We start from the raw sequence: 12065 nt of genomic DNA on the forward strand, positions 1-12065 counted from the left end.
GTTTGCGGCCTCATTTCACAAAATTAGATTCCATACGAACAGTATAACAAAAATGAGTTACTGTGATTAAATATATTAGACAGATATTAGATTGTTGAGCCCAACTATAGAACGTCTGTTATGATTAGTTATGTGGAAGAACGTTGGAAATAAGATCATCAAGAAGATTCTAATGACATTTTTCTAATGGATACAATTGGCACTCCTCGAAACTAAACGTAGTCCAGACTATCGAGGTCTGAATCACTGATCAAAATCATTCTGTTTTCTGTTATACTGTATTGGAGTCAACAACTTTAGGAGTGAGTATATGAGTAAGAATAGAAACAATAAGCATAATAATCAGCCCAAGAAAAAGTCTGAGGTGATTCGTAAAGGAACGAAACAGGTCAATAAAAAAGGTACAACGAATTATACAGTGGAAGAGGAGACGACCCTGCTGCCGTATTTGTTGACCGTCATCACAAACAAAAGCCGAAATGCGGTTAAATCTATACTGACTAGAGGTCAGGTGTCGGTGAACGGAGAAGAGACCACTAAGCATAATTACCCGCTTAAACCAGGCGACACAGTCAATATCATGAGCAATCAGGAATCCAAAAAACGTTCTGAATTAATGGGTGTATCCATTCTGCATGAAGATCAGGATCTTATCGTCATTAATAAGGAAGCGGGCATGCTGTCGATTTCTTCAGACGATCCGACAGAACCGACTGCCTATCACCAGTTGAGTGACTATGTAAAGAAGGAACACCCGGACAACAAGATTTTTGTCGTGCACCGTCTGGACCGAGATACATCAGGCGTCATGCTTTATGCAAAATCGGAAAAAATAAAAGAGGCGCTTCAGAAAGACTGGAAGAATACAGTCAAGGAACGTATCTATACTGCACTGGTCGAAGGAGACGTTAAAGAAGAGCAGGGGGAGTATGCATCATGGCTGTCTGAAAGTAAAGGGATCAAGATGTACTCCAACTTGGAAGACAATGGAGGAAAACGGGCGGTTACCCACTTCCGGAAAGTTCTGGGTAACGAGAACTACTCTTTGCTTGAAGTTGAACTGGAGACAGGTCGTAAACATCAGATTCGTGTGCACCTGAAAGAGATGGGCCACCCGATTGCCGGAGACAAGATGTATGGGGCAGAAACTAATCCCCTTAAGCGCCTTGGCCTGCACGCAACGACCCTTGTTCTCGTTCATCCAGGAACAAACAAGCTGGTGCGCTATACATCAGAAGTACCAAATAGTTTCCTTAAACGAGTGAAGTAAAGAGGTTTGTCTATAAAAATCTGAAAAATTAAACCATCCGGATAAGGTGAGCGCCTATTTGGATGGTTTATTCATTACCGAGCCGTGCAGCTGCCAGATTTAAACGTCAGGCAAAAATGCTCAGATATCAATGTAAAGTGAACGATCAATTTGTTAAACTATTAAATAAGTAGAAAATATGAATAATGAACGAAGTAGAGGGGGAATAAAATCGTTTTCATTCAGACAGGTAGCGGTGTTTTATAAAAAATCCATTGCATATGATTTGAAACATGCTACAATCGAAGTACAGCCGAAAAGACGGGATTTTACCCGCCCATCGACTTACTTAGAGATAGACTGTCATCTACTCACGTCGGAAGGGAGGTTTTTTTTTGAAAACACATATGAATGAATTGTGGGAAGACATCGTCGATAACAAGGAAGTGATTATTCTATTATCGTTAGTATGGCTTATTTTGTTTGAACAGTTCACGATTGGAGTTGCACTTTCAGGTGTATTGATGTCGATTTTAGTGGTAATATTCACCGACCGTTTCCTGTTAAAAGGTAACTATGAGCACTCTTACATGATCGGACTGGGTACGCTGGCTAAATATGTATTCCGACTGATTATTGAAATTTATCTAGCTGGAATCGATGTTATTCCTAATATCATTTCCGGTAAAGCAGACGTTCAGATCATTACTTGTCAGACTAAACTTACAGATGAACTGCTGATCGATATACTAGCCAATTCCATCACACTGACCCCTGGGACAGTTACTGTCGAGAAGAAAGGCAGTACACTGCAGGTTCTGGCGCTCAATGCACCTGGAGTGGGTGATGACCCTAGAGTAGTCATTCCACTTAAACTGGAAGATATCCTGTTACGCTACGAAGAAACACTCGATGGAAAAGCGTAAAAGAAATTAGGAAGAGAGAGGAAGTTTAAAAACAAATGGATTTTGATTCAATTGTTTTAGCCATTATCGCCGGCCTGTCTGTTTTCGGACTTGTCCGTGTTCTGGATGGACCGACTATATGGGACCGCATGCTTGGATTCGCACTATTTTCATCCAAGGTCATTGTTGCAGCTGTCCTGATTGGGATTATCATCAACCGGACCTATATGATCGATGTGGCTATCATTTATGGTGTGCTCGGATTTATTGGAACGATAATGATTGCACGCTTTGTCGAAAGAAAGGGTGATGTATAATGACGCAAGTAGTAGAATGGATCGCAAACCTCGTCATTATTATCGGCCTTATTTTTATGGCACTGGGCGTATTTGGGATTTTCCGTTTCAAGGATTACTTTTCACGTATTCTAGTTGCAGCTAAAGTTGATACAGTTGGCTTCATCACGATCATGTTCGGTCTGATGATCAAGCATGGCTTTGATTTCTTCAGCGGCAAGATTATTCTTGTATTGGCTTTATATCTAATCACTAACCCAATTGCTACTCATGCTATTACCCGCTCAGCCCATTTGAGTGGATACAGAATCAAGAAGGAGAGATAGGAGACAATGTTTCAGACATTTATATTATTGACATTACTAGTATTAGCCTGTTTCTCTGTCTTATCTGATAACTTGCGTCGGTCGATCATTTTTCTTGGTGCCTTTTCACTGACGATTGCACTGGCCTACCTGCACTATAATGCACCCGATGTGGCGCTTGCTGAAGCGGCTATAGGGGTCGGACTGTCAACCATCATGTATTTAGTCGCTTTGAAAAAAGTATCAGTATACGACATTTGTTATGTAAATGAAGATGTGGAAACATTCAATGATGATCAGATCAATGAGATCAGAGACTCAATCGTCCGTCCGCTTGAGCTTTTTGTGGAGCGTACAGAAGAGATCGAGCCTCAACTGGCTTATACAAACCGTACACTGGAAACAGTCATGCGCGAGGACGAACATGACTGTCTGATCCACCGTAAAGGTGATCTGACCTATATTTATGGTGATACAACTGACCAAGTTTTCCAGGATATCGTAGCTAACTTGAATGACGTCATTAAAGATATTGAAGATATCCGTGTTGTATTCAGAGATGAGGTGAGCTTAGATGCCCGAGACGAGTAGACTGTTTCATATTGTACGTATCGCATTTGCGGTTATTGGAGCTGGCGTGGTGCTCTTTCTGTTCCTGAATCATTCGGAACAACTGGATACACCTCTGATGGATTACTTTACTGCTGACTTCTTTGCACAGACTGGAGCTCAGAACTCTGTAGCTGCCATATACTTGAACTACCGTGTATTCGATACCTTGTTTGAAGCACTTATGCTGATGGTTTCCGTTATGGAGGTTATCAACGTCTCATGGGCTAACAAACATGCTGAACAGTATAAATTTGAAAAAGATGATTTCAATAGAAAGAACAACTCAGAAATTGTCATCCGAATGGTCGGAATCATTTATCCATTCGTTCTGCTGATCGGACTTTATATCATCATCAATGGACATGTATCGCCGGGCGGAGGATTCCAGGGTGGAGCTGTTCTGGCAACGGCTCTGATCACACGTTATCTTGTTTATCCAAACTTTGATCTGGACTTGCATACGCTCGAGAAACTGGAAAAATTCCTGTTCCTGTCCATCGTCATGACGCCTGTCCTGTATGTGTTTATGCAGCTGCAGCCTGCAGACACGACATTATCTCATCAGATTTACATGGTAACCATGAACTCACTTATCGGACTGAAAGTATTCTCCGGACTGAGTATCATCTTTTACCGATTCGTATTCTACGAAGGAAGATAAATCCGTCGATCTAAGTGAAATTTACTGCACGTTCCTCAACTATTAAAAGAAAGAAGATGAAACCATTGGATTTTATCACTGGCGAAATTGTCGGCATTCTTTTGTTCTTCATCGGACTGTATGGTCTAATGACGAAAAAAACGATTGTTAAAACCATTATGTCCATGTCGATCATGGAATCAGGTATATTTTTATTTTACATTACGATCAACTACACAGATGGCAGTGTGCCCCCAATCGGACAGGCACAGGAAGCTGCATTTGTCGATCCCGTTCCCTCTGCTTTGATGATCACAGCCATCGTTATCGGTACCGGTGTTACAGCGATCGGCTTGACCATGTTTATGCACTATAAACAAAAACATGGCATTACGCACTGGTCGCGTAACAGAAATCAGACAGGAAGTGAACATTAATTGTTAGGATTATTGGTGCTTGCTCCAATTCTAACTGGAGCAATTACTTATCTGCTGAGAAACAGGGCAGCTAAGTTATTTCTATATATTTTCCAAGTGATTTATGCCGGTCTGGCGTTCTATGTCTTCATGACTGTTAAAGAGACTGGACCGATAGTCTGGAACGTTGGCGGCTATACTGACGGCCTAGCTTTAAGTCTGTACGCTGATTCGATCTCAATCTTTATGGTCCTGATGACGGCAGTGTTTTATATTGCATTTCTAGTCTATGTTACGAGAGAGAAGTATTTCAGACCGAGATTCTACTTCCTGTTCATGGTCCTTCAAGGTCTGATGATGGGGTTGTTCCTATCTAGTGACTTGTTCAACATCTTTGTTTTCCTTGAAGTCTCTACAGTTGTCGTATCCATCCTGATCATGATCAATAAAGAAAAGCAGGCAATATATGATGGCATGATCTATTTCTTTGTCAATGTCATCGGCTCAGCTTTTCTTCTCTTCGGGATCGGTATGCTTTACCGTACATTCGGACTTCTGGATATTCGTGCCTTAAAAGAGGCCATGTCCATGCTTGAAAGCCCGAGAGCAGTCGTTCTGCCTTACGGGATGATGATGGTGACTGTTTCACTTAAAACAGCAGTAACGCCATTATTCAGCTGGCTACCGAAAGCCCATGGAACACCTAGTGCGCCACCTGTTGTATCAGCCGTTTTGAGTGGCCTGTACATCAAGAGTGGGGTATACATGTTCATCCGTTTCAACGAAATGTTCAATCCAGTGATCGACATGCATGTCTTTTTCTTCTGGATAGGATTCCTGACCTCCTTGATCGGATTCATCATGGCTCTGGGTCAGAAAGACATCAAACTGATTCTGGCTTACCATACCGTTTCACAGGTCGGTCTAATCATGATGGGGATAAATATGGCTTCAGAAATTGCTTTCTGGGGTGCAGTCTACCACATCTTCAACCATGCTATATTCAAATCTACCTTATTCCTGACTGCAGGAAAGATTTACGAAGAATACGGCACCCGAAATGTCTACAAGATAAGAGGGCTGTTCAGACGGATGCCCTGGGTAGCGGTCGCAACGACATTAGCAATACTAGGTATTACTGGAGCACCATTCTTTAACGGAAGTATTTCCAAGTATATGATTGCACACGGAACGTATGACTATACCGTTACTTTGCTTTTGAACATTATCAACTTGGGAACAACAATGTCCTTCGTTAAATATGCGACTATGCTCTTCGGAAAAAGTCCTAAGAAGGGGACAGCCAAGTCAGACTTCTATGCGTCGACTGCCTGTGTCGTTATGGGTATTGCTTCATTCTTAACTGGAATATTCGGGGAAGGACTGACTCAGTTTTTCTTCAACTATGAAGTACACGTGAACGTTGACGAATACATTCAAAAAGGGATGGTCTATGTGCTGATGATCGTTGCAGGGGTTGCATTCTACAACGGGATCATTAAACACGGGGGGCTCATCACACGAATTGGACATCTGGAACTGACTTTTAATGGGATCATTACATCGATGGTCGGTTACTTCATTGTTCTAATTGTCTATCTGTCTTTAATTCTGTAAATAGGCTCAGTCTCATAAATTTTGATAGAAACGGAGTGACAGGATGCTGTACTGGCTTATTATCGTACCGATCGTTATCGCAGTTATAAATGTAGGGTTTATTCACAGTGATTCAAGAAAACTGATCGTCGGATCACAGCTTGGAATCACAGTTTACGCAACCTATCTGTTTTATCTCGTGCGTACTCAGGGCACCATAATGGACAATATGGGCGGCTATCCTCGCGCCTTTTCTATCACACTTTATGCAGACCGGATATCCATCGTATTAGTCTGGCTGACGACTTTGATGTTTTTAGGCCTGCTGATTTACGCCTATACTGGAGATTATTTTAATACCCAGTTTGGCTTCTTATACTTAACCCTTCAGTCACTGATCATTGCACTCTTTCTGTCCACGGACTTATTCAATATTTATGTGCTTCTGGAAGTGTCGACTGTGGTCGTCGCGATCCTTATCATGTTCAACAAAGACAGGCAGGCAGTATATGACGGTATGATCTTCCTGTTCGTCAGTGTCATCAGTTCAGGTTTCTGGCTCTTTGGTGTCGGGATGCTCTACCGGACATTCGGTCACCTGGACCTTCATGCAATACAGGAAGTCATTACAGAAGTGGAGGATCCGCGTTCGCTTATTCTTCCATTTGGATTTATTCTGACAACGATCAGTCTGAAGATTGCTTTGTTCCCGCTCTCGAGCTGGCTGCCTAAAGCTTACGGCACACCGAGTGCGCCACCGGTCATTCCGGCTATTTTATCAGGAGTATACGAAACTACGGGACTGTACTTATTTATTCGACTCACTGCAATGTTTTCTGAAGTCATTGAACTGAATGCCTTTTTCCTCGTTGTTGGATTTGTAACCAGCATCGTCGGATTCGTTCTGGCTGTTGCCCAGAAAGATTTGAGGCTTCTGTTGGCTTATTCCACAATCTCTCAGGTTGGACTGATGACTGTCGGATTCTCATTCGGCATCGAAGCCAGTTACTGGGGGAGCATGTATCATATGTTTGCTCACTCACTGTTCAAGACTGTTCTTTTCCTGTCTGTCGGCGTTCTGTCGCACCATTACAAAACCCGGGATGTATACAGGATAAGAGGAGTAATGAGGACCTTGCCGGTTACAGGCTTCGCAATTATCTTCGGACTGCTTGGCATCACAGGCGCGCCACTGTTCAATGGATCCATCTCAAAGTACATGATCAGTTATGGCAGTGATTCGCCATATATTCAAGTGCTATTAAATCTGATCACTCTGGGTACACTGCTTTACAGCATGAAATTTGCAGCTATGCTGTTCGGCGAAAATACTCAACCTGACAGCGTCAGGGAAGAGGACAGTACTCACGACATTCCTCAGTGGACGACTTTTGTCTTCGGGATACTCACTCTTCTGACGGGGCTGTTCGGAAATACCTTCTTACAGTTCCTTTACGGATACAACTTTACGATCTACCCAGGTGAATATCTGGAAAAATCAATTATCTACTTGCTACTGGTTCTCGCTGCCTTTGCCTTATACAGAGGATGGGTCAGGGAACGGGACTTGTTTACTAAAATCGGTTATGTCGAATTGTCCTTCAATGCGATGATAACTGCACTTGTCATGTTTTTTATAGGTATAGTCGGTTACATGTACTGGCTTACTTAATTATGGAAATTAGAAAGAAGGTCGCACACTTTGCTTTACCTACTAGTCATTGGGCCGATTCTGGCCGGTATCGTCAATATTCTGTTCAAGAAACGAGATACCCGTCCTTTCATTATCGGAGTACAGATTGCCCAGTTAGCTTATGCGCTATGGATTTTTATCCAAGTGCGTACGGATGACACCATCTTTAACTTCATGTCCGGTGTTCCGGATGGTCTGGCCATTACATTAATGGCTGATATCATCTCATCGGTGTTTGTCCTGCTTACAACGATCATCTTCCTTATGATGCTGCTGTTTGCTTATCACAAGGAATACTTTAACACGCAGTTCGCATTTCTGTTTCTAGTTCTGCAAGGGTTGATCATTTCGTTATTCTTAAGTACTGACTTGTTCAACTTGTTCGTCATGCTGGAGGTATCGACAGTGGTCGTTGCGATCCTCATCATGTTCAATAAAGAGAAACAGGCGATATATGATGGAATGATCTATTTCTTCGTAAATGTCATCGGAACAGCGTTTCTGCTATTTGGTATCGGAATGCTTTACCGAACGACTGGATTTTTAGATATGAGAGCCATCAGTGAAGCAATCGTGGAAGTAGAGAGCCCAAGAGCGGTCCTTCTTCCATTTGCCTTCATGATGACGACTTTAAGTCTGAAAACTGCCGTTGTTCCTTTGTTCAGCTGGCTGCCGAAAGCGCACGGAACACCTAGTGCACCACCGGTTGTCTCTGCAGTATTATCCGGACTCTTCATTAAAACGGGTGTCTATATGTTCATCCGTTTCAGTGCGATGTTCGAACCGGTAATCCAAGTACAGGAAATTTTCTTTGTCATAGGTTTCATTACTTCCATCTTCGGATTCATCATGGCCATGGGGCAAAATGACATTAAGATGATCCTGGCTTATTCTACAGTATCCCAGATCGGACTGATCATGATCGGTCTGAATATGGGATCTGAAATCGCCTACTGGGGCGCACTGTTCCATGTATTCAGTCATGCGTTATTTAAATCTACTTTATTTCTTGCGGCCGGTCAGGTCTATCACCAGTACGGTACGCGGGATATACGCATGATGCGTGGTGTTTTAAGAGCGATGCCTTTAACTGGTTTTGCCCTCATATTCGGAATACTTGGTGTCACAGGAGCTCCTTTATTTAACGGAAGTATTTCCAAGTATATGATCACTTACGGCAGCTATCGCCCGATCGTCCAGTTCGGTCTTAACCTGATAAACCTCGGAACGATTACCTACTTCGTTAAATTCGGTAGCATTCTCTTCGGAAAAGATAACCGACCTGAAGAATCTAAACCACCAAGAGAAGACTTATTGTCCGAACTGCTTGTATTCATTATGGGAGGACTGATTCTTTTGACAGGTGTATACGGACCAGTCTCTATGGATATCCTGTTTGGGTATCAAGTTGAAGTATTTACAGCAGAATATTTTGAAAAAGGGATTGTGTATGCTCTGATGATTCTTGCCGGAGTCGGTATCTACAACGGAATCATCAAACAGAGTGGTCTACTTGACCGGATCAGTCATGTCGAGCTGACATTCAATGCGGTCATCACCTCGATGACAGGCTTCTTCCTGTTCATTGCCGGTTACTTGTATTTAGTGCTTTAACAGATATCAATTGGAAACACCCCGCTGACCGGGGTGTTTTTCTTATGTCGTAGATTAGAAGGATTGTTGATCAGTATTCGCTACTTTTCAGTAGTATCAGCCGTGCAGATTAAATCGATTGCAAGCATAACTACCGTTTCTGTTATTCGAGATACGATGAACTGTAACTAGATACGATTATAGTGACAGCTAATCAAGATGCATAACGGCTGAACTAGAATTAGATGGTTTCTAATGGAATGTCTGAAGATAAGTAGTCAATAAACTATAACTAGACGGCTTTTAGCGACACTTCTTTTTAAGGAGTAAAAATAAACTACAGCTATAGGCCTTCCAGCGGCATCTTTTAAAGCTCTTAAAGATTAAAATGTAACTAGACAGCGTCTAGTTATACCTTATAAAAAATGCGGAAATGAAGGTGTATCTATAAACCGTCATAATGACAGTTTATCAGGCAGTTCAGTACTTAAACTAATTCTATAGAGTAAAATCTATGGTCTTTTCTGGTCGAGTCGAGGCAGAGCGAAATACAAAGCCTTCCTTATCTTGAGAATCACAATACAAGTACAGCTAATCTGTCCCATTATAGTAGTAGATAAGTGATTAATTCTTTTCCGTTTCTTAACGGAAATTAGTCATGTGGTGATGGAAGCGTTATTACATTAAGATGACTATAGATCAAACAAATAGGAAGGAAGGAAGAAACTAACATGATTAAAATTTTATTAGCTTGTTCATCAGGAATGTCAACAAGTCTGTTAGTGCAAAAAATGGAAGCGGAAGCAAAAGAGAGGGGCATTGATGCTGAAATCTGGGCAGTTGCTCAGGATAAAGCTCCGGAAGACATGAAGAAAGCGGATGTCCTGCTTATCGGACCACAGATGCGTTTCATGAAAAAGAAATTCTCAGTCACTGCTGACGAAGTGGGCATTCCACTGGATGTTATCGATCCGGTTGCATACGGTCGCGTTGATGGAAAAGCTGTTCTTGATAAAGCACTTGAACTTACTGGCAAGAATTAAGCCTGACAGGGGATTAGGAGGAAACAATAGTGGATAAATTTATGGAAATGTTAGAAAACATTCTGATGCCGCTGGCTGAAAAGCTTAATAACAACAGGTATCTGAGTGCTCTAAGAAACGGGTTCATGGTAGCTTTACCGATGATCATCTTTGGATCGATCTTCGTTGTAATCGCTAACCTGCCATTTCTTGACCGTGTATTAGGAGAGGACGGCTTCTCAGCTTATCAGGCTGCGCTTGGACCGGCTTCTGATGCAACACTGAGTATCATGGGGTTATTTGTTATTATTGGTATTGGATATAAGATGGTTGAACAGCGTGGAGGGGAGGCCATTTATGGTGGTGTTGTCGCTATCGCTTCATTCCTAATCATGACGCCACAAATAGTAGAAGAAGTGGGTGGTGTGATTCCTACCGCTTCATTAGGTGCTCAAGGGATGTTCTTAGGTATTTTTACAGCATTTATTTCTGCAGAATTATATCACTTATTCGTACGTAAAAACCTGACAATCAAAATGCCTGAAGGTGTGCCGAGTGCGGTATCCCGTTCATTCAGTGCACTGATTCCAGTAACGATTACTTTAACTATTTTCCTGGCTATTCGAATTCTGTTCAGCTTTACAGGATTTGAAACAGTACAAAACTTTATTTATACACTCGTTCAGCAGCCACTGACTGCTTTAGGTAGTGGACTGCCTGCAACACTGATCGCTGTATTACTGATCCAAGTCTTCTGGTTCTTCGGACTGCACGGACAGATCATCGTCAACTCAGTGTTTGACCCAATCTGGTATTCACTGAATGATGAGAACCTGGCTGCATTCCAAGCCGGAGAAGAGTTGCCGCACATCGTGACTAAACAGTTTATTGATACGTTCATCGTAGGTATCGGCGGATCAGGAATGACACTCGCTGTGATTATCTGTATCTTCGTTGTAGCGAAAAGTCGTCAGATGAGAGATCTGGCTAAACTGGGGGGACCATCTGGTATCTTCAACGTAAACGAACCGGTTATCTTTGGACTGCCGATCATCATGAACCCGCTTGTAATGATTCCATGGCTTCTGGCTCCTGTAGTCGTAGCAGCTGTCACATACTTCGCTATGTCTGTCGGCTTTGCACCGAGACCGGCTGGAGTAATCGTACCATGGACCACACCAGCACTTCTGAGTGGCTATCTCGCTACCGGGAACAACCTGATGGGTGCAGTGATGCAGCTGATCAATATGGGTATCGTCTTCGTCATCTGGTTCCCGTTTGTCAAACTGCTTGATAAACAGTACTATGGTGAAGAGATGAGCGCAGCGTAACCGACTAACTAATTTAAATAAAATAGACAGGACGAATTCCCTTCATCGGGAGTTCGCCTTTCTTTTCTTAAAAACAGGGGGAACAACTATGAATGATAAAATGAACGAGATCGCTTTTCAGATCATACTCTTTGCCGGAAACGGGAAATCGAGTGCAATGGAAGCTATACAGGAAGCAAAAGAAGGCAACTTTGATGAAGCCGAAGCAAAATTAAAAGAAGCCGGTGAAGAACTTGGAAAAGCACACGGATTCCAGACAGAACTGCTTCACCAGGAAGCTCAGGGTAACGGACAGGGTGTCAATATTATCCTGGTTCACTCACAGGATCATCTGATGACAGCTATGACCGTCAGAGACCTGGCAGTAGAAATCATCGAACTATACAAATTTAAGTAGGGGGACGTTA

The 12065-nt window shown here is 42.4% G+C and carries 13 protein-coding genes; all 13 read left to right on the forward strand.

Features of this window, described 5'->3' with window-relative positions:
* Window positions 1-310 precede the first annotated feature (310 nt).
* The 13 genes from BLR76_RS00280 to BLR76_RS00340 all read left to right on the forward strand — a co-directional run bounded on the left by BLR76_RS00280 (window position 311) and on the right by BLR76_RS00340 (window position 12055).
* Window positions 311-1270, forward strand: a complete 960-nt coding sequence (locus BLR76_RS00280; protein ID WP_091264035.1) for an RluA family pseudouridine synthase — start codon at window positions 311-313, stop codon at window positions 1268-1270.
* Window positions 1271-1644: 374 nt separating this feature from the next.
* Window positions 1645-2175 carry a Na+/H+ antiporter subunit E gene (locus tag BLR76_RS00285; RefSeq protein WP_091264038.1) on the forward strand — a complete coding sequence of 177 codons (531 nt, stop codon included), beginning with the start codon at window positions 1645-1647 and terminating at the stop codon, window positions 2173-2175.
* A 35-nt stretch (window positions 2176-2210) separates the two neighbouring features.
* Window positions 2211-2471 (forward strand): MrpF/PhaF family protein, encoded by a 261-nt coding sequence (locus BLR76_RS00290; RefSeq protein WP_091264041.1) that lies wholly within the window; start codon window positions 2211-2213, stop codon window positions 2469-2471.
* Complete coding sequence (gene mnhG / locus BLR76_RS00295) at window positions 2471-2776, forward strand: monovalent cation/H(+) antiporter subunit G (RefSeq protein WP_091264043.1); 306 nt, start codon at window positions 2471-2473, stop codon at window positions 2774-2776. Before BLR76_RS00290 ends, mnhG begins: the two co-directional genes overlap by 1 nt.
* Window positions 2777-2782: 6 nt before the next feature.
* On the forward strand, window positions 2783-3346 hold the full coding sequence (locus BLR76_RS00300) for a Na(+)/H(+) antiporter subunit B (protein ID WP_091264046.1): 564 nt from the start codon (window positions 2783-2785) through the stop codon (window positions 3344-3346).
* Window positions 3330-4028, forward strand: coding sequence for an MnhB domain-containing protein (locus BLR76_RS00305; protein ID WP_091264048.1), 699 nt, complete (start codon window positions 3330-3332; stop codon window positions 4026-4028). The genes BLR76_RS00300 and BLR76_RS00305 overlap by 17 nt, the downstream gene beginning before the upstream one ends.
* A gap of 56 nt (window positions 4029-4084) precedes the next feature.
* Window positions 4085-4444, forward strand: a complete 360-nt coding sequence (locus BLR76_RS00310) for a sodium:proton antiporter (RefSeq protein WP_245682984.1) — start codon at window positions 4085-4087, stop codon at window positions 4442-4444.
* The gene (locus BLR76_RS00315; protein WP_091264051.1) at window positions 4445-6040 is read left to right on the forward strand and encodes a complex I subunit 5 family protein; all 1596 of its coding nucleotides are present in this window, start codon (window positions 4445-4447) and stop codon (window positions 6038-6040) included.
* A gap of 43 nt (window positions 6041-6083) precedes the next feature.
* Window positions 6084-7691 carry a complex I subunit 5 family protein gene (locus BLR76_RS00320; RefSeq protein WP_091264053.1) on the forward strand — a complete coding sequence of 536 codons (1608 nt, stop codon included), beginning with the start codon at window positions 6084-6086 and terminating at the stop codon, window positions 7689-7691.
* A gap of 30 nt (window positions 7692-7721) precedes the next feature.
* On the forward strand, window positions 7722-9326 hold the full coding sequence (locus BLR76_RS00325; protein WP_091264055.1) for a complex I subunit 5 family protein: 1605 nt from the start codon (window positions 7722-7724) through the stop codon (window positions 9324-9326).
* A gap of 710 nt (window positions 9327-10036) precedes the next feature.
* Entirely contained in the window at window positions 10037-10348 is a 312-nt protein-coding gene (locus BLR76_RS00330; RefSeq protein ID WP_091264066.1) for a PTS sugar transporter subunit IIB, read from the forward strand.
* Between the two features lie 29 nt (window positions 10349-10377).
* Window positions 10378-11658: a PTS cellobiose transporter subunit IIC gene (gene celB / locus BLR76_RS00335; protein WP_091264068.1), complete on the forward strand. Its 1281-nt coding sequence runs from the start codon at window positions 10378-10380 to the stop codon at window positions 11656-11658.
* Window positions 11659-11746: 88 nt separating this feature from the next.
* The gene (locus BLR76_RS00340) at window positions 11747-12055 is read left to right on the forward strand and encodes a PTS sugar transporter subunit IIA (RefSeq protein WP_091264070.1); all 309 of its coding nucleotides are present in this window, start codon (window positions 11747-11749) and stop codon (window positions 12053-12055) included.
* Window positions 12056-12065: the final 10 nt, after the last annotated feature.

This window comes from Alkalibacterium thalassium (assembly GCF_900101165.1).
Classification (GTDB): domain Bacteria; phylum Bacillota; class Bacilli; order Lactobacillales; family Carnobacteriaceae_A; genus Alkalibacterium; species Alkalibacterium indicireducens.

Bases quoted from the DNA above. Each gene is read 5' to 3' on its own strand.
- BLR76_RS00280 (WP_091264035.1), top strand. From the start codon at position 311: ATGAGTAAGAATAGAAACAATAAGCATAATAATCAGCCCAAGAAAAAG.
- BLR76_RS00290 (WP_091264041.1), top strand. From the start codon at position 2,211: ATGGATTTTGATTCAATTGTTTTAGCCATTATCGCCGGCCTGTCTGTT.
- mnhG (WP_091264043.1), top strand. From the start codon at position 2,471: ATGACGCAAGTAGTAGAATGGATCGCAAACCTCGTCATTATTATCGGC.
- BLR76_RS00300 (WP_091264046.1), top strand. From the start codon at position 2,783: ATGTTTCAGACATTTATATTATTGACATTACTAGTATTAGCCTGTTTC.
- BLR76_RS00305 (WP_091264048.1), top strand. From the start codon at position 3,330: ATGCCCGAGACGAGTAGACTGTTTCATATTGTACGTATCGCATTTGCG.
- BLR76_RS00310 (WP_245682984.1), top strand. From the start codon at position 4,085: ATGAAACCATTGGATTTTATCACTGGCGAAATTGTCGGCATTCTTTTG.
- BLR76_RS00320 (WP_091264053.1), top strand. From the start codon at position 6,084: ATGCTGTACTGGCTTATTATCGTACCGATCGTTATCGCAGTTATAAAT.
- BLR76_RS00330 (WP_091264066.1), top strand. From the start codon at position 10,037: ATGATTAAAATTTTATTAGCTTGTTCATCAGGAATGTCAACAAGTCTG.
- BLR76_RS00340 (WP_091264070.1), top strand. From the start codon at position 11,747: ATGAATGATAAAATGAACGAGATCGCTTTTCAGATCATACTCTTTGCC.